The organism is Mycobacterium sp. TH-M82 (assembly GCF_057473605.1).
On record NZ_JBYCKY010000095.1, the window covers coordinates 1 to 22,003 of the forward strand.

22 protein-coding genes and 2 pseudogenes are annotated in these 22,003 nt (G+C 68.4%); 15 read left to right on the forward strand and 9 right to left on the reverse strand.

All coding sequences use genetic code 11. The annotated features are described in order from the left end of the window. The coding region (locus tag AC2VON_RS02785) for an amidohydrolase family protein (RefSeq protein WP_486951572.1) at positions 1-604 on the reverse strand (604 nt) is incomplete at its 3' end. Positions 605-742: 138 nt separating this feature from the next. Here AC2VON_RS02785 and AC2VON_RS02790 point away from each other — a divergent pair. Both AC2VON_RS02790 and fadD11 read left to right on the forward strand, forming a co-directional pair. Continuing rightward, positions 743-1,534: an enoyl-CoA hydratase/isomerase family protein gene (locus AC2VON_RS02790; protein ID WP_486951573.1), complete on the forward strand. Its 792-nt coding sequence runs from the start codon at positions 743-745 to the stop codon at positions 1,532-1,534. A 24-nt stretch (positions 1,535-1,558) separates the two neighbouring features. Continuing rightward, the gene (gene fadD11 / locus AC2VON_RS02795) at positions 1,559-3,385 is read left to right on the forward strand and encodes a fatty acid--CoA ligase FadD11 (RefSeq protein WP_486951574.1); all 1,827 of its coding nucleotides are present in this window, start codon (positions 1,559-1,561) and stop codon (positions 3,383-3,385) included. A gap of 169 nt (positions 3,386-3,554) precedes the next feature. Here the strand turns inward: fadD11 and AC2VON_RS02800 are convergent, their stop codons facing one another. Further along, positions 3,555-4,124: a TIGR03086 family metal-binding protein gene (locus AC2VON_RS02800; protein ID WP_486951575.1), complete on the reverse strand. Its 570-nt coding sequence runs from the start codon at positions 4,122-4,124 to the stop codon at positions 3,555-3,557. A gap of 96 nt (positions 4,125-4,220) precedes the next feature. Here AC2VON_RS02800 and AC2VON_RS02805 point away from each other — a divergent pair, with 96 nt between their 5' ends. From AC2VON_RS02805 to ilvA, 4 genes are all read left to right on the forward strand, one after another. After that, positions 4,221-4,511, forward strand: coding sequence for a type II toxin-antitoxin system Phd/YefM family antitoxin (locus AC2VON_RS02805; RefSeq protein WP_486951576.1), 291 nt, complete (start codon positions 4,221-4,223; stop codon positions 4,509-4,511). Next, on the forward strand, positions 4,508-4,903 hold the full coding sequence (locus AC2VON_RS02810; RefSeq protein WP_486951577.1) for a PIN domain-containing protein: 396 nt from the start codon (positions 4,508-4,510) through the stop codon (positions 4,901-4,903). Before AC2VON_RS02805 ends, AC2VON_RS02810 begins: the two co-directional genes overlap by 4 nt. A gap of 66 nt (positions 4,904-4,969) precedes the next feature. Then, positions 4,970-5,404 (forward strand): nitroreductase family deazaflavin-dependent oxidoreductase, encoded by a 435-nt coding sequence (locus tag AC2VON_RS02815; RefSeq protein ID WP_486951578.1) that lies wholly within the window; start codon positions 4,970-4,972, stop codon positions 5,402-5,404. Between the two features lie 43 nt (positions 5,405-5,447). Further along, complete coding sequence (ilvA, locus tag AC2VON_RS02820) at positions 5,448-6,737, forward strand: threonine ammonia-lyase IlvA (protein ID WP_486951579.1); 1,290 nt, start codon at positions 5,448-5,450, stop codon at positions 6,735-6,737. Here ilvA and AC2VON_RS02825 read toward each other — a convergent pair. From AC2VON_RS02825 to ripD, 5 genes and pseudogenes are all read right to left on the reverse strand, one after another. Next, entirely contained in the window at positions 6,725-7,147 is a 423-nt protein-coding gene (locus AC2VON_RS02825; protein ID WP_486951580.1) for a PIN domain-containing protein, read from the reverse strand. The genes ilvA and AC2VON_RS02825 overlap by 13 nt on opposite strands. Further along, complete coding sequence (locus tag AC2VON_RS02830; protein ID WP_486951581.1) at positions 7,134-7,352, reverse strand: hypothetical protein; 219 nt, start codon at positions 7,350-7,352, stop codon at positions 7,134-7,136. The genes AC2VON_RS02825 and AC2VON_RS02830 overlap by 14 nt, the downstream gene beginning before the upstream one ends. 438 nt (positions 7,353-7,790) lie before the next feature. Next, positions 7,791-10,103 (reverse strand): annotated as a pseudogene (gene treY, locus AC2VON_RS02835) (malto-oligosyltrehalose synthase); the annotation flags it as partial. Continuing rightward, positions 10,100-12,319, reverse strand: coding sequence for an acyltransferase family protein (locus AC2VON_RS02840; protein WP_486951593.1), 2,220 nt, complete (start codon positions 12,317-12,319; stop codon positions 10,100-10,102). The pseudogene treY and the gene AC2VON_RS02840, both read right to left, overlap by 4 nt. Positions 12,320-12,451: 132 nt before the next feature. Further along, positions 12,452-13,081 carry an NlpC/P60 family peptidoglycan-binding protein RipD gene (gene ripD / locus AC2VON_RS02845; RefSeq protein ID WP_486951582.1) on the reverse strand — a complete coding sequence of 210 codons (630 nt, stop codon included), beginning with the start codon at positions 13,079-13,081 and terminating at the stop codon, positions 12,452-12,454. Between the two features lie 255 nt (positions 13,082-13,336). Here ripD and AC2VON_RS02850 point away from each other — a divergent pair, with 255 nt between their 5' ends. From AC2VON_RS02850 to AC2VON_RS02885, 8 genes and pseudogenes are all read left to right on the forward strand, one after another. Continuing rightward, entirely contained in the window at positions 13,337-14,653 is a 1,317-nt protein-coding gene (locus AC2VON_RS02850; RefSeq protein ID WP_486951583.1) for an adenosylmethionine--8-amino-7-oxononanoate transaminase, read from the forward strand. Positions 14,654-14,675: 22 nt separating this feature from the next. Then, positions 14,676-14,749: pseudogene (locus AC2VON_RS02855) on the forward strand (hypothetical protein); the annotation flags it as partial. A 13-nt stretch (positions 14,750-14,762) separates the two neighbouring features. Continuing rightward, entirely contained in the window at positions 14,763-15,917 is a 1,155-nt protein-coding gene (locus AC2VON_RS02860) for an 8-amino-7-oxononanoate synthase (RefSeq protein WP_486951584.1), read from the forward strand. After that, positions 15,914-16,600 carry a dethiobiotin synthase gene (bioD, locus tag AC2VON_RS02865; RefSeq protein WP_486951585.1) on the forward strand — a complete coding sequence of 229 codons (687 nt, stop codon included), beginning with the start codon at positions 15,914-15,916 and terminating at the stop codon, positions 16,598-16,600. Before AC2VON_RS02860 ends, bioD begins: the two co-directional genes overlap by 4 nt. Further along, the gene (locus AC2VON_RS02870) at positions 16,600-17,121 is read left to right on the forward strand and encodes a 2'-5' RNA ligase family protein (protein WP_486951586.1); all 522 of its coding nucleotides are present in this window, start codon (positions 16,600-16,602) and stop codon (positions 17,119-17,121) included. The genes bioD and AC2VON_RS02870 overlap by 1 nt, the downstream gene beginning before the upstream one ends. Before the next feature lie 73 nt (positions 17,122-17,194). After that, positions 17,195-18,238 carry a biotin synthase BioB gene (gene bioB, locus AC2VON_RS02875; RefSeq protein WP_486951587.1) on the forward strand — a complete coding sequence of 348 codons (1,044 nt, stop codon included), beginning with the start codon at positions 17,195-17,197 and terminating at the stop codon, positions 18,236-18,238. A gap of 21 nt (positions 18,239-18,259) precedes the next feature. Then, complete coding sequence (gene bsaP, locus AC2VON_RS02880) at positions 18,260-18,493, forward strand: biotin synthase auxiliary protein BsaP (RefSeq protein WP_486951588.1); 234 nt, start codon at positions 18,260-18,262, stop codon at positions 18,491-18,493. Next, entirely contained in the window at positions 18,490-19,131 is a 642-nt protein-coding gene (locus tag AC2VON_RS02885) for a DUF2567 domain-containing protein (RefSeq protein WP_486951589.1), read from the forward strand. The genes bsaP and AC2VON_RS02885 overlap by 4 nt, the downstream gene beginning before the upstream one ends. Here AC2VON_RS02885 and AC2VON_RS02890 read toward each other — a convergent pair. Then, the gene (locus AC2VON_RS02890) at positions 19,112-20,440 is read right to left on the reverse strand and encodes a lipase family protein (RefSeq protein ID WP_486951590.1); all 1,329 of its coding nucleotides are present in this window, start codon (positions 20,438-20,440) and stop codon (positions 19,112-19,114) included. The two genes, AC2VON_RS02885 and AC2VON_RS02890, sit on opposite strands and share 20 nt — an antisense overlap. Positions 20,441-20,454: 14 nt before the next feature. Beyond that, positions 20,455-21,174 (reverse strand): NUDIX hydrolase, encoded by a 720-nt coding sequence (locus AC2VON_RS02895; RefSeq protein WP_486951591.1) that lies wholly within the window; start codon positions 21,172-21,174, stop codon positions 20,455-20,457. A 47-nt stretch (positions 21,175-21,221) separates the two neighbouring features. Between AC2VON_RS02895 and nadA the strand changes: the two genes are divergently transcribed. Beyond that, a partial coding sequence (gene nadA / locus AC2VON_RS02900; protein ID WP_486951592.1) for a quinolinate synthase NadA occupies positions 21,222-22,003 on the forward strand: 782 nt, incomplete at its 3' end.

Genomic DNA, 22,003 nt, shown 5'->3' on the forward strand with positions numbered 1-22,003 from the left:
AGCCGCCGGTCGCGGCGAACTTGACCCAGTCGGCGCCGGCCCGGATCTCCTGGCGGACCCGGGTACGGATCTCGTCGCAGCCGTCGGCCGCTGCCAGTTCCAGCGGCCGCAATGTGCCCAATGTGCCCAGTGTGCCCTGATACTGGTCGGCCAGCAGTCCGCTGAAGTCGCCGTGACCGCCGCGGGCGGAGATCATGTGCGGCGCCACCAACATCCGCGGGCCCGCAACGATGCCGGCGGCCACCGCGTCGCGCAGGTCGACGGTCGGGTAGTCGAGATCTCCGCAGCCCAGGTCGCGGACGGTGGTGAACCCGTTCATCAGCAAGGCCCGCAGCACCGGCAGTGCCTTCAACGCTTTTGCGGTGCCCGAGTCGGCGGCCAGCGCCGGGCCGACCGGCGGAATCACCGCGACGTGGGTGTGGCAGTCGATGAACCCCGGCGTCAGTGTGTGCCCGGGCAGGTCAACCACCTGTACGTCGGCAGGCGCCTCGATCGACGTGGAAACCTGCTGAATCCGGTTTCCGACGACGAGCACCTGGCGCGGTGGCGCGTCGGGCGAAGTCCCGTCCCAGACGTTAGCGCCGGTGATCACGGTTGCTGTCATCGCTGCACCATCACTTCGGGGTGTCCCTTCGCCTCCCGCCCGCCGACTGTCCGGGGTTGGAGATCCACGTTAACGCGGAAAAGTTCGACACGGGGCCACGCTGACGTCGATCTCGGTGCAGCGACTACGGTCGCAGAAATGGAAACCGATGACGCGACCACCATCGAGGTGGCGGCCGAAGGTGCCCGCGGTTCGATCACGCTGAGCCGGCCGGAGAAGCTGAACCCGCTGAGCACCCAGACGCTGAACGAACTGAGTGCAGCGGCCCGCTGGTTCGACGCCCGGCCCGAGGTGAAGGTCGTCGTCGTCGGCGGCAAGGGCCGGGCTTTCTCGGCGGGTGCCGACCTGGCGGTGTTCGCCGGCGGCACCGAAGGTGCCCGCACGATGCGGGAGGACGCCGACGCCGGTCGCCGGATGGCTGACGCCCTGGAAGCCATGCGCGCGGTGACGATCGCACGGCTGCACGGCCACTGCGTCGGCGGCGGGTTGGTGCTGGCCGCCGCGTGCGACCTGCGGGTGGCCGCCGACACCACCCGCTTCTCGATACCCGAGGTGGATCTCGGCATCCCGCTGGCGTGGGGCGGCATCCCGCGGCTGGTACGCGAGATCGGGCCGGCGCTGACCAAGGAGCTGGTGATGACCTGCCGGCCGTTCGGGCCCGATGAGGCGAAGGCGGCAGGCTTCCTCAACCGGGTGGTACCGGCAGCCGACCTCGACGACGAGGTCGAACGGCTGGCCGGCGAGTTACTCACCAAGTCGGCGCTTACCCTTGCACTGACCAAACGGCACACCAACGCGGTGACCGAAGGGATGGTCGCAACCACGCGGAGCTGGAGCGACGCCGACGGCCTCATCACGGCACTGCACGATCCCGAATCACACGACTCCGCAGTGGCCTACCTGGCCCGGGTGAGCCGGGTCGGTCGCTGAGCGATCCGGCGGAGGAGCACCGACATGACCGCAGCCGAGCGCCCCGCCACCGTTTGCGAGGCGTTCCAGCGCACCGTGGGGATCGATCCGGACGCGGTTGCGCTGCGTACGGTGGGCGACACCCAGACGCTCACCTGGCGTGACTACGCCGCACAGGTCCGCCAGGTGGCGGCCGGGCTGGCGGGGCTGGGGGTGAAGCACGGCGACACGGTGTCGCTGATGATGGCCAACCGCGTCGAGTTCTATCCGCTGGAGGTCGGCGCCCAACACGTCGGCGCCACCTCGTTCTCGGTGTACAACACTTTGCCCGCCGGGAATCTGGCCTACCTTTTCGGGAACGCCGGCACCAAGGTCGTGATCTGCGAAGAACAGTACGTCGACCGGATCCGGGCCAGCGGCGCGGCCATCGAGCACATCGTGTGCATCGACGGCTCCCCGCAGGGCACCCTGTCCGTCGCAGATCTGCTCGCCGCCGGCGCCGACGACTTCGACTTCGAATCGGCCTGGCGGGCGGTGCAACCCGACGACGTCGTCACGCTCATCTACACCTCGGGCACCACCGGCCCGCCGAAAGGTGTGGAGATGACGCACGCCAACCTGCTCTTCGAGGCATACGCGCTGCGGAACGTCCTCGGTATGCACTTCGGCGATCGCACCACCTCCTACCTGCCGTCTGCGCACATCGCCGACCGGGCGATGGCGCTGTACAGCCAGGAGATGTTCGGCATTCAGGTTACCGTGGTGCCCGATCATCGTGCGGTCACCGCTGCGCTTCCCGACACGCGGCCGACCATTTGGGCCGCGGTGCCGCGGGTGTGGGAGAAACTCAAGGCGGCAATCGAGTTCGCGGTGGCGCACGAGCCGGACGAGGACCAGCGGCAGCCGTTGCAGCGGGCACTGGCGGTGGGCGGAAGGCGGGCCGCCGCGTTGATCGGCGGGGACCCCGTCCCCGAGGATGTGGCCGCGGAATGGGCCGGGAACGACGAACTGGTCCTGTCGAAATTGCGGGTCGCGGTTGGCCTGGACCAGCTCCGGTGGGCGGTGTCGGGTGCGGCGCCGATTCCGAAGGAGACCCTGGGCTTCTTCGCCGGCATCGGCGTCCCGATCTGCGAAGTGTGGGGCATGTCGGAGCTGAGTTGTGTTGCCGCGACAACTCATCCACGCGATGCACGGCTGGGCACGGTCGGCAAGTTGCTGCCGGGCCTTCAGGGCCGGATCGCCGACGACGGCGAATTTCTGGTGCGCGGCCCGCTGGTGATGCGCGGTTACCGCATGGAGCCGGGCAAGACCGCCGAGGCCATCGATGCCGACGGCTGGCTGCACACCGGGGACATCCTGGAGGACGATGGTGACGGCTACCTGCGGGTCGTCGACCGCAAAAAGGAGCTGATCATCAACGCGGCCGGCAAGAACATGTCGCCGGCCAACATCGAAAACGCCATCCTGGGTGCCTGCCCGGCGATCGGCGCGATGGCCACCATCGGTGACGCCCGGCCGTACAACACCGCGCTGATGGTGTTCGACGCCGACTCGCTGGGCCCGTACGCGACTCAGCGCGGGCTTTCCGGCGCGACACCGGCGGCGCTGGCCGCCGACCCCGCGGTGATCGCCGAGATCGCCGCCGGGGTGGCCGACGGCAACGCCAGACTGTCGCGAGTCGAGCAGATCAAGCGCTTCCGGGTGCTGCCCACCCTGTGGGAACCGGGCGGCGATGAGGTGACGCTGACCATGAAGCTCAAACGTTCACCGATCGCCGCCAAGTACGCCGCCGAGATCGACGAGCTCTACGCCGACGAACCGGGTCCTGCGGTCCATGAACCCAGGCCCGCGAAGCCGACACCATCGCCATGACGGGGAACACGATTGGGACAACGGCACCAACGATTTTCACGTTCGGGCACGGCACCGCCGATGCCGCGGAGATTATCCCGCTGCCGGGCGGCGCCGAGGGCGTCGAGGTGCGCCACCTGATGCACGACGGGAAGTTTCGCCCGCACCGACTGACCCGTTCTGACCCTCTCTACGTGGGCGGACGCCAGGACGGGTCACGGCCCAGGCGAGCGAGCAACCGCGACTGCGTATCGGCGTCGTCGTCCACCGATATCGGGGTGGCGAACATTCCAGAGGCGGTCAACACGTCAGGGTCGGCGGGCAGGCGGTCCAGGAACGCCGCGCACCATCCCGAATCCAACCGAGTGTCGGCGCCGACCGCCGCGGCCAGGTCCCACGTGTGTACCAGCACGTCCCGGGTCAGGCGGGGTAGCAGCTTCCCGATAGCGAGCTGAGTTGCCGGGTTTGCTCCCACCGCCGGCACCTCCACGGTCCGCTGGAATACGTCGGCTTCGGCCAACGCCAGCCGAATCCGGTCGAAAGTCCGCTCCCAGCGTCGTAGCGGGTCATCACGGGGGCGATCCGGTTTCAGCCCGAGCGGCCGCAGCAGAAGAACGTCGTGAAAGCCGATTACGTGCTCCACGACGTCGCCGGCGTTCCAGCCGTCGCACGGCGACGGCCTCTCCCACTTCCCATCGGCGGAGCGGACCGCATCACCGAATCGTCGGCACACCGTGAGGTGAAGATCGGCCGCGCCCATATGGCCATCATGCTCTGCAGCTCTGCGGCGCGCGCTCGCATGAGGACCTGCTCTTGGTGTAGCACTTTCGTGCTACTATCGTGCTACCATGACGGTATGAAAACGGTGGGTATCCGCGAACTCCGGCAGAATGCGTCGCAGGTTATCGAAGCAGCGGCGAGTGGAGCGACGTTCCGGGTGACAAACCACGGTAAGGAGACCGGTGTGCTGATCGGTAGGCGGCAACGCCCACGGCGAGAGGCAAGCGAGGAACGGGCGGGTGCCAGCCCCAAGCAGATCATCGATTCGGGGGTGTATGACAGTCCGAAGCCGGCGAAGTACGAAGAGGAAATGCTGCGACTCGTTCAGGATGGACGCGATCGCTCCGGCCAAATCTGCGGCCCGTGAAGATCCATTTGGACACGAATCTGCTGATCCAGCGTCCGCAGTGGGAGCTCCTGCCGCCGGGGAGACACGAGTTGTTCGTGTCAGCGATCGTATTCGCGGAGTTCAGCGAAGGGACGACGCACCCAGATCCGGAGATTGCTGCTCGGGCAAGGGTGGATCTGGTCCGGCTCCGCGAGGCATACGGCGACGGTCTACCTTTTGCTCAGCGGGAGGCGGATGTCTACCGCGAACTCTGCGACATCATCGCCGCGGGCGGCCGTATCACCGGCGGACGGCGCAGGGTGGACGTGATGATCGCGGCGGTAGCAGTGGCCGACAACGCGGCGCTGGCGACCCGAAACCCGGCTGACTTCACCGGGTTGGAAACGGTGCTGAAGGCGATCGGGCTTTGACCTTGCGGCGAACCAAAACACCGCTGCCGGTCCGTGGTTCGGCGCGGCCGGAGTAGGGTGACGGGTATGCCACTTTCCGGTGAATACGCACCGAGCACCTTGGAGTGGGCCCGCGAGCAGGCCGAGAAGTACATGGCCTCCGGCGGTGCCGAGGGCACCGAGCTGATGGGCAAGCCGGTCGTCCTGCTGACCACGATCGGGGCCAGGACCGGCAAACTCCGCAAGACCCCGCTGATGCGGGTCGAACACGACGGCGAGTACGCGGTCGTCGCCTCGCTGGGTGGTGCTCCCAAGCACCCGGTCTGGTACCACAACCTCAAGAAGAACCCGCGGGTCGAGCTGCAGGACGGCGCCATCGCCGGGGACTATGACGCCCGCGAGGTCTTCGGCGAGGAGAAGGCCATCTGGTGGGAGCGTGCGGTGGCGGTGTGGCCGGACTACGCCAACTATCAAGCCAAGACTGAGCGGCAGATACCGGTGTTTGTGCTGACCCCGTGCTGACCCAGGTGCACTGAACGCCCCTGCCGGGTGGCACCATAAATCGGTGTCCGCCGTATCGAACCGGAGTGCCAGCGGGTGGCCGCTGTCGGCGTCCGACATCGACGCGGCGGCCAAGCGGATCGCCGGGGTGGTCAACTTCACCCCGCTGCAACGAAGCGATCGGCTGTCGACGCTGACCGGTGCCGCGGTCTATCTCAAACGGGAAGACCTGCAATCGGTGCGGTCCTACAAGCTGCGCGGCGCCTATAACCTGCTGGTGCAGCTGTCCGAGGCGGAGATCGCCGCCGGCGTGGTGTGTTCGTCTGCCGGCAACCACGCGCAGGGCTTTGCCTACGCGTGCCGGTCGTTGGGCATCCACGGCCGCGTTTACGTGCCCGTTAAAACGCCCAAACAGAAGCGGGACCGGATCCGGCACCACGGCGGGGAGTTCATCGAACTGATCGTGGGCGGAGCGACCTACGACCTGGCCGCCGAGGCGGCGTTGGCGGACGTCGCCCGCACCGGGGCAACGCTGGTACCGCCGTTCGACGACCCCCGGGTGATCGCCGGCCAGGGCACCATCGCAGCCGAAATCCTGACCCAGCTCGACACCGAACCTGACCTGGTGGTGGTGCCGGTCGGCGGCGGCGGCTGCATCGCCGGCATCGCCACCTACCTGGCCGAGCGGGCGCAGAACACGTCGGTGCTGGGCGTCGAACCGGCCGGCGCCGCGGCGATGATGGCCGCGCTGGCCGCGGGTGAGCTGGTAACGCTGGAGCGCGTCGATCAGTTCGTCGACGGTGCCGCGGTGCAGCGAGCCGGGGCGCTGACCTATGCCGCACTGGCCGCCGCCGGCGACATGGTGTCGGTCGGCGCCGTCGACGACGGTGCCGTGTGCACCGCGATGCTCGACCTGTACCAGAACGAGGGCATCATCGCCGAGCCGGCCGGTGCGCTGTCGGTAGCCGGCCTGCTGGAAGCCCCGGAGGTCCTGGTGGAACCCGGCTCGACCGTGGTGTGCCTGATCTCCGGTGGTAACAACGACGTGTCCCGCTACGGGGAGGTGCTGGAACGCTCGCTGGTGCACTTGGGGCTCAAGCACTACTTCCTGGTCGACTTTCCGCAGGAGCCCGGCGCACTGCGCCGCTTCCTCGACGGGGTCCTCGGGCCGAACGACGACATCACGCTGTTCGAATACGTCAAGCGCAACAACCGGGAGACCGGCGAGGCGCTGGTCGGCATCGAGCTGGGATCGGCGGCCGATCTGGACGGCCTGCTGGCCCGGATGCGGGCTTCGGAGAGCCACGTCGAACCGCTGGAACCGGGTTCACCGGCCTATCGCTATTTGTTGTAGCCGGCCCGGAACGGGTTTTCGATGCGGACGCCGTCGTAGTCTTCGCCGTCGCTGAGATCTTCCGACAGGACAACATCACAACCGAGCGCCCGGCCGGCTTCGAGGATCGCGGCGTCCCAGTAGGAGATGCCAAACCGCCGATGCGTGGCAAAAGCGCCCAACATCAACTCCGTGGTAACGGGGGCGACGGGAAACCGCAGGAATGATTCCACCAGTCCGACGCCCTGTTCGTGGGTGAGCGCATCCCTACGGCTCTGGCGGGTCGCCTGGACGTAGAACTCCTGCAGAACCTGCACGGACAGCGTCAGATCCCGGGACGCCAAAATGTCGTTAGCGCGATCCGCCTTGTCGCGCTCGTCCGGATCGCGAGAGATCGCGTACAGCAGAACATTGGTGTCAACGAACCGCACGGTGGTGAACTTCGTCTCGGCTCAACCGGCCGCTTGCCCGGAAGCTACGAATTTGCCGCTGGATCCTATGTTGCTTGGCTTCCAGCCGGGTGAACTCTGCCTCGCGCTCGGAGAGCGAGTTCAGGAATTCGGCAACCAGGGCGCTGAGGGACTTGCCGAGTTCCGCGGCCCGAATGCGCGCCGTGCGGTACACGTCTTCGGGCACGGCGACGGTGATATTTTTCACAGGATCACATTATCACAGTATCTGTGCTGCCGCCGGACACGGTGCTGCCGATCCGCCCGGGCCGGTCAACAGCAGCGTTACGCTGCTACCGGCCGGCGCGGTGTCCCTGAGCAGCGTGCGCAGCGCCGACATCAGGTTTTTCAGGACGCGTGGCTGTGGTCGGGGCCCGATCTCGGCATGGCTCAGCATCTTGATGAACCGCCGGTCGGGCCCGATGAAGCCGAACCACAGCAGTCGCTGACTGAATCCCAGTGGCCCCATCAGCGCCCGCCGACGCTGACGTAGATCGGACGCGGAATGCACCGGGTCGTTGGAAGTCTCGATGGGTGGGATGGGCAGCACTTCTTGATGACTCATTCGGCGAATCATCGGCGGTTTTTCGCGGCACCGGTAGTCGGTATCCGCAGCCCCGCCGGTGCGCTCCAACAGGATCACCGGCAGTTCGGCGAACAACTCGGCGGCCGGTGCCGGACCGGACCATCTGCTGCCGGTCAGCCGATCGGTCCATGAGCCGCCGGGCAGTGGTAGCACGGTGTCTCCCCAGCCGGTCTCGCCCAACCGCACCGTCCAGCGGGTGACGGCCACCAGCACATCGTCGCCGCGCCGGAAAGCCACGACGTGATCGGCGCCGATTCCGGTGGCCAGCACCGGGTGGTACCCATGCCGAAGAAAGGTGTCCGGGCGGGTACGCCGCAGCCGTAGCGCGGCACTGACGACCCGCATCTTGGGGTGCTGCTGGCGCTTCAGTGCCGCCCGCCGGGCCGAGTAGTCGACCGGGCGTCGGTTGTCGGGATCGGCGAGGGTGTCCTCCCACAGCTCGGTGCCCTGGTAAACGTCGGGCACGCCGGGGATGGTCAGCGCGAGCAGCTTCTGGCCCAGCGCATCGCTTTCCGCGTGTGGGTGCAGCCGTGCTGCCAGCTCGGTCAGCTCGCCGGCCACCGAACCGTCGAGCACAGCGTCGAGCCATCGATGCACCGCGTTCTCGAAGCCGGCGTTCGCGTCCTGCCACGAGGCCTGCGACCCCGCCTCCCGGATTGCCGTCTTTGCGTAGGCGTGCAGCCGGCCGCGTAACGAATCGGTGATCAACCCATCCACCGGCCATACACCGAAAATATTCTGCCACAGGAACAATCCGGTCACCGCGTCGGGGGAAGGGGCCGAATCTGCCGCCTCCCAGTGCGCGATGGACCGCGCCCACAACTCCGGCACCTGAGAGAGCACACCGATGCGGGCCCGCACGTCCTCGCCGCGTTTGGTGTCGTGGGTGGACAGCGCCGTCATCGCCCGCGGCCACAACCGGGCTCGGGTGACAGCGCGAGCGTGAAACTCCGCTGCGCCCACCCCGAACCATCTTGGGTCACCGCCTAACTCGTTGAGCGACACCAACCGGGGGTCCCGGTAGAACAGCCCGTTTTCGACCGCCGCCGCGGTCACCGCGACACACAGCTGCTGCAGTCGCGTCGACGACTCGCCGCCGTCGCTTATCGCCGTGCTGATCAGCTGCAGTGCCGATCCCAGCTCAGGTGCGGCGGCCTCGGTTTCGGCCAGCGCGGCCGGCATGACCGCGGCCAGCCCGCGGTAGTCGCAGCGGTACACGCCGATGTGGCCGAGCAGGGCCGCCAGCGCGTCCTCGAGCCGCGGGTCGTCGACACCGGCCGCCGTCACGATGCATCGTCGCAGGCGGTCCAGCTCACTGCGCAGCGGGCCGGTTGCGGCACAGCGTTTGAGGCCAGGCAGCAGCGCGGCTCCGGCGTCCTGGTGAGCACGCCCGGCATCTCCGGATTCGGCGAGCGCGGTGAGAGCGGCCGCTCCGGCCGGGTCGACGAAAAGCCCGCCGATCTCCCGCAGCACGTCGTAACCGGTAGTTCCGTCCACCGGCAGCGAGGGCTCCAATGTCTCGCCTGCGGCCAGCATCTTCTCGATGACAATCCAGGCTGTCGGCCCGACGACCTCGCGCAGTCGGGCCAGATACCCTGGCGGGTCGGCCAGCCCGTCGAAGTGGTCGATCCGCCCGCCGTCAACCAACCTCGCGGTAAACCAGCGGCCGACTTCGAGGTGGGTGGCATCGAAAACCTCGCGGTCCTCCTGGCGTAGTGCAGCCAGCGAACTGACCGACAGGAAACGACGGTAACCGCACAGCCCGCTGCGCCAATCGACCAGGCGATAGTGCTGACGATCATGCACCTGCGTGCCGGTGCCGTCGCCGGTACCGGGGGTGATCGGCAGTACGATGTCACCTAACCGCAGCAGGTCACCATCCACCGTCAGGTTCGTAACGTCGCCGGCGGAACCCAGAAGCGGCAACACGATTCGGCCATCGCCGAGATCCCAGTCGATGTCGAAGAACCGTGCGTAGCGCGACGAGCGGCCATGTGTCAGGACGTCCCACCACCATGAGTTCTGCTCCGGCCTTTCCACCCCGACGTGGTTGGGCACGATGTCGACCACCAAGCCCATCCCACGGGCCCGCGCCGCCGCCGACAACCGGGCCAGGCCTTCGGCGCCGCCGAGTTCCGCTGACACGGTGGTCGGGTCGGTGACGTCATACCCGTGGGTCGACCCGTGCACCGCGGTCATGATCGGCGACAGGTACACATGCGACACCCCGAGGTGATCCAGGTAGTCCAGCAGGTTCTCCACGTCGGAGAAGGTGAACCCGAACCCGCTGTCCGGACCGCGGAGCTGTACGCGGTAGGTGGATACGACCGGGCCGGGCGAGGTTGATCTCACCACCAACCGGTGGCTGCGCCCATCTGCCGGCTGAGCTCGCCGGTCATGGTGCGCACGTAGGTGGCTGACAAATGATGAGAGTCGTGATAGATCAGCACATTTCCCTCCACCGCGCGGCAGGTTTCGGCGCCGCACAGCGCATCGGACATATCCAGCGGCTTGAGCAGCGGGAACTGCCCCCGGAAGTCGAGGGTGGGGTTGTGATCGGCGAGGACGTCGGCCCGTTTGACGCCGCACGACGTCGCGTCGCCACCGGAGGCCAGGCAGTCGGCGGGCTCGAACGGGCTGCCTTCGCGGAGCAGCCACGGTGTGTCCCGCATGGCGAGGATGGCAATGTTGTTCTCCGACAACCTCTGCCAGATGCCTACATAGCTTGCCGGCATCACATCGCCGGGTTTGATGTTCCACGGCCGGGTGGATGTGGTGAACACGAAGTCCGGATGATCGGCGATCAGCTTGTTCATCGTCTTCTGCACCCAGTCATGACACTGCGGGTACGGGGCGTTGTTGCCCATGATCAGCGGGATTTCCTCGGTGGACAACGCGCAGCCCATTTTCAGATACGTCACCACCTTGAAATGGTGCATGCGGCCGAGCAGATCCAGCGCGGTGAGCCAGTGCTCGGCGTGCGACCCCCCGGCCAGTGCAATGGTGCGCGCAGAGCCTGTTTCGCTGGTGTCGCCGTACTCGCATTTGATCAGTGCCGGGTTGGAAAAGTCGCTGATGCAGCCGTCATTGGTGGAGGAGGGGACGTCCTTCTTGGCTTCGAGCACGGTGGGGCGCATCGCCAACTTGGGCACCCGCACGTGTTTGGTCAGGGCGCGGGCGCCCGGGTAGTCATGTGTGCTGAGCCCGGACAGCTCCTTGCCGCTGGCGCGCTGCACTGTGACGTGCTCGCGCCACGTGAACGAAGTCGCGGTCAGCGCCACTCCCAGCAGGGCGACCGCCGACCCGAGCGTGAACGTGGTGTGCTGCCACCGGCCGGCCGATGGCGCCCGCCAGGGAATCGTCAAGGTCGGCGCCGGCCCGGGGCCGGCCTGCGCCCGGTAGCGCAGCGGGTTCTCGACAAGCCGGGTGGTCAGGTAGGCGAGCACGCCGGAGACCAGCAGGATCGCTGTTCCCTCCGCGAACGTGGCATGCCGGTGGCCGGTGTAGGACAGGTAGAAGATGAGCAGCGGCCAGTGCCACAGATACAGCGAGTAGGCCATCGCACCCAGGGCTACCAGCGGCGGGATCGCCATCAGCCGGTTCGGCCACGGCAACCTCTCAGCCGTGCTGGGTTGGGCATGCCGGTTGGCCCCGGCCAGGATGAACATCATGGCGGCGCCGATCGGCACCAGCGCCCACGGGCCGGGGAACTCCTTGACGCCATCGATCAGCGCTCCACAGCTCAGGATCGCCGCCAGTGCTGCGGCGGCGACCGAGCTCCGCAGCCACAGCGGCCAGCGGATGTAGGGCACGCATGCTCCGGCGAGTGCCCCGATCAGCAACTCCCAGGCCCGGGCGAAGCTGTTGTAGTAGGCGAGCGCCTGATTGTCCCGATGCGCGATGACTGCATAGACGAACGACGACACCGTCAGCACGCTCAGCAGCACCACGAACGCCGTCCGCAGCCGGGTGCCGAGCCGGCGTCGAAAAAGGTAGGCGAACCCGAAGATCAGCGCCAGAAACGTGATGTAGAACTGGCCCTGCACCGACATCGACCAGATGTGCTGAAGCGGGCTGACCGCCTCACCGGCCCGCAGGTAGTCGGCCGCCGTATGCGAGAGTTCCCAGTTCTGGTAGTAACCCAGGCTGGCCAGGCTCTGGTCGGCGAAGGTCTCCCAGCGGGTCTGCGGTTGGACCAGGATGGTCAGCACCGCCGACGCGGCCAGCACCACAACCAGCGCAGGGAGCAGCCGGCGCACCAGCCGGACCACGTCGGGCAGCGGGGACAGCGATGACGTCGGGTTCAGTGCGGCACGCAGCAGCTTGCCGCCGAAGAAGAAGCCGGAGAGCGCCAGGAAGACGTCCACGCCGCCGGACACCCGGCCGAACCAGACGTGATACATGGCGACCAGTGCTATGGCGATGCCGCGCAGGCCGTCGAGGTCGTGTCGGTAAAAACCTGCTTTGCGAGTCCCCGTGGCGGCCGCCGTGGCCCCCGCCACGGCCGCCACGCGTACAGGCTCCGGAGCGGTCGCTGACGCCGGCCGGGGTGGGGACAACAAGGCAATCATGATTGCCCGATAATCTACCGAATCAGCCCGCCGCCTGAGCACTCCTGGCGGAGTTTGCGCGACCGGTGTCGCAGTGAAGTCGCGCTGCCACTTGCGCCGCCGACGGCGGAGCCGCCGGGACTGCGGTGATCAGGAGTCGATGATGCGGGTCAGGTACGGCGTCATGTTGCTGGTGCGCGCCGGCGTGACGACCACGGCGGGCTCGGTGCCCTCGATCATCTGTCCGTTGCCCAGAAACAGTGCGACGCTTTGGCTGCCACCCGGGCCGTAACAGATCAGGTCGCCGCGACGGGCCTGTGCCGGCGGAACTTTGCGACCGACACTGCACTGTTGGCCCGAGGTGCGCGGCATCTTGATCCCGGCGGCTGCGAACGCGTACTGGATCAGACCCGAGGAGTCGAATCCGACAGTGCCGTTGGCGGGCGGGGCCGCAACAGTGCTCGCTGTACCCGCCGCCGGGGTAAGGGCGGTGTTCGGGACCGGGTTCGTTCCCGGGGCACGGGTGATGCCCGCGGGGGCGTTAGCTCGCGGGGCGGTGTCGGTGTCCGGCCGGATTCCGTTGGTGGGCCCGAACGCATTGCCGCCACCATAGACGTACGGCACCCCTTGCTGGGAAAGGGCGCGCTGGATCACGTAGTCGATCGGTTGGGCGTAGCCGGCCGGCCACGTGTGTGGGTCCGCGGTGGCCAGGCCAGGGTTGACCATCACCGGTGCCAGCGACAGCGCCAGGCCGGTCGCGATGGTGTGGACGCGTTTCATTGGGCTTCCCCTCTCGGCCGTCGTATTTCACAACAGCCACTCCAGTAACTTCTGTCACAAAGGTTATCCGGTGTTTCGGCTGCCGACCAGCCGTCGGGGACGATCTTCACTGTCCTGTGACCGGACCGTGATCGCCGGCGTGTACCTGTCTGCCGAGCATGCACAGAGTCGCACGGCGTGGCCCTTCCGCGTGCGATTCCGCGCATGCTCGCCGGCAAGGGGATCTCGCCGCGTCGTGAATTACTCTCAACTTCCATGCCGCGGTGGACCCCCGAACAGATCAGCGCGATCGACGCCGCCCATCTGTGGCACCCGTACAGCACGATCGGCGCGCAGGGGCTTGCTCCGGTGGTGGCGGTCGGCGCCCGCGGCGCATGGCTGACGGTGATCGTCGACGGGGCGCCGGTCCGAGTGCTCGATGCGATGAGCTCATGGTGGACCGCGATCCACGGACACGGTCACCCGGTGCTCGACGCGGCGCTGACCGCGCAGCTTGGCGTGATGAACCACGTCATGTTCGGCGGTCTGACCCACGAGTCCGCAGCGCGACTGGCGCAGCTGCTGGTGCAGATAACCCCCGACGGGCTGGACACCGTCTTCTTCAGCGACTCTGGTTCGGTGGCGGTGGAGGTCGCCGTGAAGATGGCGCTGCAGTACTGGCGCGGACGCGGCCGAGGAGACAAACGGCGGTTGATGACCTGGCGGGGCGGCTACCACGGCGACACCTTCGCGGCGATGAGCGTCTGCGACCCGGACGGCGGCATGCATGCGCTGTGGGGCTCCGGCAAAGATTCCGTGCTTCCCGCCCAGGTGTTCGCCCCGCAGGTGCCCAGCGACTACGACCCGGCCTACAGCGCCGCGTTCGAAGCCCAACTGGCCGACCATGCCGGTCAGCTGGCGGCGGTGATCGTCGAGCCCGTGGTGCAGGGCGCCGGCGGGATGCGCTTCCACGACCCGCGTTACCTGCGTGACCTGCGCGACATCAGCCGCCGCCATGAGGTGCTGCTGATCTTCGACGAGATCGCCACCGGCTTCGGCCGCACCGGCGAACTGTTCGCCGCGGAGCACGCCGGTGTCAGCCCGGACATCATGTGCGTCGGCAAGGCGCTGACCGGTGGGTACCTCGGCCTGGCCGCCACCCTGTGCGGCACCGAGATTGCGCACACCGTCGGAGCAGGCCAGGCCGGGGCGCTGATGCACGGGCCCACCTTCATGGCCAATCCGCTGGCCTGTGCGGTGTCGGTGGCCAGCGTCGAGTTGCTGCTCAGCCAGGATTGGCGCTCGGCGGTCGCCGGAATAGGCACCGGGCTGACCGCCGGGCTGGAACCGGCGCGGTCGCTGCCGGGAGTCACCGATGTCCGGGTGTGCGGCGCGATCGGCGTCATCGAGTGCGACCGACCGGTCGATCTGGCTGTCGCCACGCCGACAGCGCTGGACCACGGTGTCTGGTTGCGGCCGTTTCGCAACCTGGTGTATGCGATGCCGCCGTTCATCTGCTCGCCCGCAGAGATCACCCAGATCAGCTCGGCAATGGTCGGGGTCGCCGAGCTCTCCGGCTCTCGTAGGCTTTAGCAGATGAGCCGCGCTGACGACGATGCAGAGCGCAGCGATGAGGAGGAGCGGCGCAGATGAGCCGCGCCGGCGACGATGCAGAGCGCAGCGATGAGGAGGAGCGGCGCAGATGAGCCGCGCTGAGACCGAGGCCAGCCCGCTGACCTGGCTGGCGGAGGTGGAACGCCAGCGGCGGGCGGCCGGGCTGCGTCGCTCGCTGCGGCCGCGTTCAGCGATGGCCACCGAGCTGGATCTGGCCTCCAACGACTACCTGGGGCTGGCCCGGCACCCGGCCGTCATCGACGGTGCCGTGCGGGCGCTGCGCACCTGGGGCGCCGGTGCCACCGGCTCTCGGCTGGTCACCGGCGACACCGAGCTGCATCAGCAACTCGAAACGGCGCTGGCCGACTTCGTCGGTGTAGCAGCGGGACTGGTCTTCTCCTCCGGATATACCGCCAACCTGGGTGCGGTCGTCGGTTTGTCGGGGCCGGAATCGCTGCTGGTGTCGGATGCGCGTTCGCATGCGTCGCTGGTCGATGCCTGCCGGCTGTCGCGAGCCCGGGTGGTGGTGGTGCCACATCGCGACGTCGGCGCCGTCGACGCGGCGCTGGCGTCTCGCCACGAGGAGCGGGCTGTCGTGGTCACCGACTCGGTGTTCTCCGCCGATGGTGCGCTGGCGCCGCTGCTCGGGTTACACGAGGTGTGTCAGCGGCACGGCGCGCTGCTCGTCGTCGACGAGGCGCACGGCCTCGGGGTGTGCGGCGCGGGCGGGCGGGGGCAGGCCCACCAGGCCGGGCTGACCGGCGCGCCCGACGTGGTGATCACCGCGACCCTGTCCAAGGCGCTGGGCAGTCAGGGCGGCGTCGTCCTCGGGTCGACGGCCGTGCGGGATCACTTGATTGACGTCGCCCGGCCGTTCATCTTCGACACCGGGCTGGCACCGGCGGCGGCCGGAGCGGCGCTGGCCGCACTGGGTGTGCTTGCCGCGGAGCCGTGGCGCCCCGATGCGGTGCGCGGCCACGCCGGCACGCTGGCGACGATCTGCGCGGTGCCCGAGCCGCCGCAGTCGGCGGTGGTGTCGGTGATCCTGGGCGATCCGCAGGCGGCGCTGGCAGCGGCCACGGCCTGCCTGGACGCCGGAGTGCGGGTCGGCTGCTTTCGGCCACCGACCGTCCCGCCAGGGACGTCGCGGCTGCGGCTGGCGGCCCGGGCATCGCTGACCGCCGATGACCTCGACGTGGCGCGTCGTGCGCTGACGCGGGTGCTAGCGGCCGTTCGCCCATGACCGTTCTGATCGTCACCGGCACCGACACCGGCGTCGGCAAGACGGTCGCAACCGCGGCGCTGGCCTCGTGTGCGAGGCAGGCCGGCCTGGATGTGGCAGTCGGTAAACCGGTGCAGACCGGCACCCTCGTCGGCGACGACGATCTGGCCGAGATAGGTCGGCTGGCCGGGCTTACCGGGTCTGTCGAACTGGCCGGACTGGTGCGGTACGCGCTTCCGCTGGCACCGGTGGCGGCCGCGGAACACGCCGGCACGGCGTTGCCATCGCGCGCCCAGCTGGTGGACTTCGTCACCGCGATGGCTGCGCCGGGCCGGTTGACACTGGTCGAGGGGGCCGGCGGGCTGCTGGTGCAACTCGCCCATGGCGTAACGGTGCGTGACCTCGCCGCGGATCTGCAGGCATCGGTGCTGGTGGTGGTCAGCGCCGGGCTGGGCACCCTCAACCACACCGCACTGACGCTGGAAGCCCTGGCCACCCGGCGGGTGAACTGTGCCGGATTGGTCATCGGCAGCTGGCCGGACCGGCCCGGCGCGGTGCACACCGGTAACCGCGCTGCGCTGGCCCGGTCGGCGCCGGTGCGTGCGGTGCTGCCCGCCGGCGCCGCTGCGCTGGACGCCGCGGGCTTCGCCGGGTTGAGCACCCGAGCCTTCGACCACGACTGGGTGAGGTCACTGGCCGGCTGATGGTGCACACGATCGAGCTGGTTTTCGACCGCGACACCGAAGCCGCGATTCGGCACCTCTGGGATGGCCTTGCCGCCGCCGGCATACCCAGCCAGGCGCCGGCTGCCCGGCCGCACGTGACGCTGGTGGTCGCCGAGGGTATCGCGGCGGACGTCGACGCGTTGCTGACCCCGCTGAGCCAGCGGATGCCGATACCCTGTGTCGTCGGTGCGCCGGTGTTCTTCGGCAGGGCCGGCAACGCCAATGCCGTGCTGGCACGGCTGGTGGTGCCGACGCCCGAGCTGCTGGCCCTTCATGCCGAGACGCACCGGCGGTGCCGCCCATATCTGGTGTCCGGGCCGGCGCCCAACAGCGAGCCCGGGCAGTGGACTGCGCACGTCACGCTCGCACGCCGAGTCCGCGGCGGGCAACTCGGGCGGGCGCTGCGCGTCGCCGGCCGGCCCGCGCAGCTCCACGGCGGCTTCGCCGGTCTACGACGGTGGGACGGCAACAAGCGAGTCGAGCATACGATCGGCGGCTGAGTCGGTTGCCGCGCCCACCCCGCTACCATGACGTGAACAGCATTCAGGTTGTTGACAAGCGAGGGAGCATCGGGTGACCAAAACCGCCGATTCCAGCACACGATCCAGCGCCGGCGACGCAGACGCCGATATCCTCGCCGTGGCTCGCGAGCAAGTGCTGGAGCGTGGCCGGGGACTGGACAAAGACCAGGTGCTGGCGGTGCTGCAGCTGCCCGAGGATCGGCTCGAGGAGTTGCTGGGGCTGGCCCACGAGGTGCGGATGCGTTGGTGCGGCCCGGAGGTCGACGTCGAAGGCATCATCAGCCTGAAAACCGGTGGCTGCACCGAAGATTGCAACTTCTGCTCGCAGTCCGCACGGTTCGAATCGCCGGTGCGCAGCACCTCGCTGGACATCCCGACCCTGGTGGCGGCTGCCAAACAGACGGCCGAGGCGGGTGCCAGCCAGTTCTGCATTGTCGCCGCGGTGCGCGGCGCCGACGAGAAGCTGCTCAAACAGGTGGCAGCGGGAATCGAAGCCATCCGCAAGGAAGTCGACATCCATATCGCCGCTTCACTTGGCCTGTTGACCCCTCGTTCGGCCAGGCGGCTGGCCGAGATGGGTGTGCACCGCTACAACCACAACCTGGAGACCGCCCGCTCATTCTTCCCCAACGTGGTGACCACGCACACCTGGGAGGATCGCCGAGAGACGCTGAGCCTGGTGCGCGAGAACGGGATGGAGGTGTGCTGCGGCGGGCTTCTGGGCATGGGTGAAACCGTGGAGCAACGCGCGGAGTTCGCCGCCGAGCTGGCCGAACTCGCTCCGGATGACGTGCCGCTGAACTTCCTGATCCCGCAGCCGGGTACACCGCTGGAGAACGCCGAGGTGATGTCGGCAGCCGAGGCGCTCAAGGTGGTGGGGGCCTTCCGGTTGGCGCTGCCGCACGCCATACTGCGGTTCGCCGGTGGCCGCGAGATCACCCTCGGCGATCTGGGTGCCAAACGTGGCCTGCTGGGTGGCATCAATGCCCTGATCGTCGGTAACTACCTCACCACACTCGGCCGTTCTATCGACGACGACCTGGAGATGCTCGACGAACTGCAGATGCCGGTCAAGGCACTCAACGCCAGCCTGTAGGTACCGCGACTCAACCACCTGATGGCCACCGAACTGCCCGCCCCCGTCGGTGCCGGCGTCTTTAACGTCTACACCGGCAGCCCGGCGGGCACGGCAGGCGCGGCGGTGCCGACGATAGCGCGGCTGGGGATCCAGCCCCCGCGGTTCTGCGCCGCATGTGGCCGCCGGATGGTGGTGCAGGTCCGGCCGAACGGCTGGACGGCCAGATGCTCCCGGCACGGACCGGTGGACTCGGCGGACCTGGAGAGCCGATGACCGTGCCGGCGGGCGCCGCCGCGCCACCTACTCCGCGCGCCGCGGCTATCGGCATGGTGGCGGGGGGAGTGGCCGCTGCGGGGACGGCAGCCGGGGCGCTCTGGGCGTGGATCGCGCCGCCGGTCCACGGCGTGGTGGCGCTGACCCGCGCCGGCCAGCGGGTGCAAACCTATCTGGGCGATGAGGCCGATCGCTTTTTTGTTGCGCCGTTTATGGTGCTGGGCCTGCTGGGTGTGCTGGGGGTGATGGCGGCCGCGCTGGCGTGGCAGTGGCGGGCTCACCGCGGCCCGGGGATGGTGGCGGGGCTGTCGGTCGGCCTGGTCGCGGCCGCCGCGCTGGCCGTGCTGGTCGGCGGTGAATTGGTGCACCACCGCTACGGCGTGGTGAACGTCGACGCCGCACCGGTGACACCCGACCACCGGGTGTACTACTTCGCCGAGGCTCCGCCGGTGTTCTTCGGGCACACGCCGTGGCAGGTCGCGGCCACCCTGCTGACGGCCGCCGCCGCCGCGGCGCTGGCTTACGCGCTGTGCGCGGTCTGGACGGCTCGCGATGATCTGGGCGGCTATCCGGCCTTCGAACCGGGGACCGCGTCGGCGGGCCCACCGGTTGCCGACGTCACAGCGGACGGCCGCTGATGACTCTGGCGGCGATCAGGCCCAGTCGGACCAGACCGACGTAGGTCGTCGGATTCAGCAGCGCCGAGCGGACGCCGCCGGCCCGACCGGCTGACGGTCCATTGGCGAACCGGTCAGCCAGCCAGCTCAGGACCATCGGGGTTGATATGGGGTGCAGCAGCACATGCTCGCTGAACGTGTCGCGGTGATAGGTGATCGTCGCCCCGCCGGTCGCGTAGGCGTCGGCCAGGTCGTCGATGTCCTCGACGGAGATCACCTGATCGTGCACGGCCTGAACGATCAGGACCGGCGGTGTCGGCACCTTGGTGCCGAGTTTGGTGTCGGAGAAAACATGTTGCACAGCAGGCAATTTCAGGATGTGGTCGAGGGGATTGTCGACGTAGCAGTCCAGGTCCCGGTGGCGCAGTCTCCACAACGCACCCGCGGTGGTCATCGACGTCAGCGACCGCAACAGGGCCCGCCCCTCCTCGGTGGCGTGGGCTTGGATCACCTGGTCCAGCTCCGGGTAGACGTTCGCCAGCGCCGCGATCATCATGGCCGGCAGCCCAGACCAAAACGAGCCGTTCAGCCGGCGGAGGGTGTGCCCGGGGTCGGCGACCGGCGACCCCAGCACCGCACCGGCGATGTTGAGCTCGGGGGCGTAGTCGGCGCTGACCTCGGCCGCCCAGCCGGTGGCCAGGCCGCCGCCGGAGTAGCCCCACAGTCCCACCGGGGCATCGCGGGATAGTTCCAGCCGGTCGGTGCGCAACGCCGCGCGCACCCCGTCGAGCACACGGTAGCCGGGCTCACGGGGTGCTCCCCAATTACCGTGCGGACCTTCATGATCGGGTACCGACACCGCCCAGCCTTGCGCCAAGGCGGCGGCGATCATCACGAACTCCAACGGCGGCAGTGAGCCCGCCGCCCGAGCCCGCCGGCGTAGCGCGTAGGACGGGAAGCAGCGGCCGGCAACCGCGTCAACGGCGCACTGGTACGACATGATCGGGCACGGCCGCGCGTGGTCGCGTTCGGCGGGCACCAGCACCGTCGTGACCGTCGTCTCGGGTGCGCCGTTGCGGTCGCAGGTCCGGTAGAGCAGTTGGGTAGCGTGCACCCGTTGCGGAATCAGGCCCAGGAATGCCAGCTCAACGTCTCGGGAGCGCAGCACCGTGCCCGCCACCGCGTGCTGAAAGCCGGCAGGTGGCTGGTAGAACGGGTCTTCCGCCGGTTCCAGCGGTCGGCTGCCGGGTTGCAGCTCCTGGTGCGGTGCCCGGCCAATCCAGCCGATCCACTCGACGCCCGGCTGCCGGGCTAGGTTGTCGAAGTCCATCCGAGCATTCTGTCTTAAGACACGGTTAAGAATCCAGTCGACTCTCCCGGCGGGCGCAAAGCCACGAATTCGTCGGTCACCCGCAACTGCGAATCGACGAACCGGTATAGCGCCGCCGGCCGGCCGCCGCTGCGGCCGGAGCGTGCGGTGGTCCCGGTGGGCGTGATCACCCCGCGGCGGGCCAGTACCCGTTGCAGATTGGTGGCGTCGACCTGGTATCCGAGGGCGGAGCTGTAGATGTCGCGGAGTGTAGACAGTGCGAACTCTGTTGGCGCCAAGGCGAAGCCGATGTTCGTGTACGACATCTTGGCAACCAGCCGGGTCCGGGCATGGCCGACCATCGGCGCGTGGTCGAAGGCCATCGGCGGCAGCGCGTCCACCGAGTGCCACCGGGTGTCGGGCGGCAGCTCGGGGGTGGCAGGGGAGGGAACCAGCCCGAGGAACGTCGAGGCGACGGTGCGCACCGCGGGCACCCGGGTGGGATCGGAGAAAACGGCCAGCTGTTCGAGGTGGGCGATCTCACGCAGGTCGACCTTGTCGGCTAGCTGGCGGCGTGCGGAGGTCATCAGATCCTCGTCGTCGCCCAACCCGCCGCCCGGCAGCGACCACCTGCCGAAATGGGGATCCCGCGCCCGCTGCCACAGCAGCACGTTGAGCCCGGGCGACCGGGAACTCAGGCCGCCAACCTGGAAGACCACGGCCAGCACCTCGTGCGCGGTGCTACCATAGACCATGTTTTCGATCATAAGTCGAAAACCGGGTCCGGCGAAAGGAACCGTCCATGACCGCCCTGCACGACACCGGCACGGTGGCCACCGACGTGAACCCGGTGCATTCCTCAGCCGCCCGGATAGCCGCGCGGATCGTCAAGACTCCTGCCGGTTACAGCGGGGTGGAGGCCGACGAGGAATGGGTGGCCGCGATCGGGCGACTGAAGGAGCAGCGCAACGCGATCATCCTGGCCCACAACTATCAGCTGCCGCCGATCCAGGACATCGCCGACTATGTCGGTGACTCGCTGGGCCTGGCCCGAATCGCGGCGAAGGCGCCTGAGGACACCATCGTCTTCTGCGGGGTGCACTTCATGGCCGAGACCGCCAAGATCCTGTCCCCGGACAAGACCGTGCTGATCCCCGACGCTAAGGCGGGCTGCTCGCTGGCCGAATCGATCACCGCCGAGGATCTGCAGGCGTGGCGTGAGGACCACCCCGATGCCGTCGTGGTGTCCTATGTCAACACCACGGCGGCGGTCAAGGCACTCACCGACTTCTGCTGCACGTCGTCGAACGCCGTCGACGTGGTCAACTCGATCGATCCCGACCGCGAGGTGCTGTTCCTGCCCGACCAGTTCCTGGGCCAGCACGTTCAGCGGGTCACCGGGCGCGCGAACATGCACATCTGGGCCGGAGAGTGCCACGTACACGCGGCGATCAACGGCGAGGAGCTCGAGGAGAAGTCCCGCAATCATCCCGACGCCGAGCTGTTCGTGCACCCGGAGTGCGGCTGCGCCACCTCGGCGCTGTATCTGGTCGGGGAGGGCCACTTCCCGGAGGAGCGGGTGAA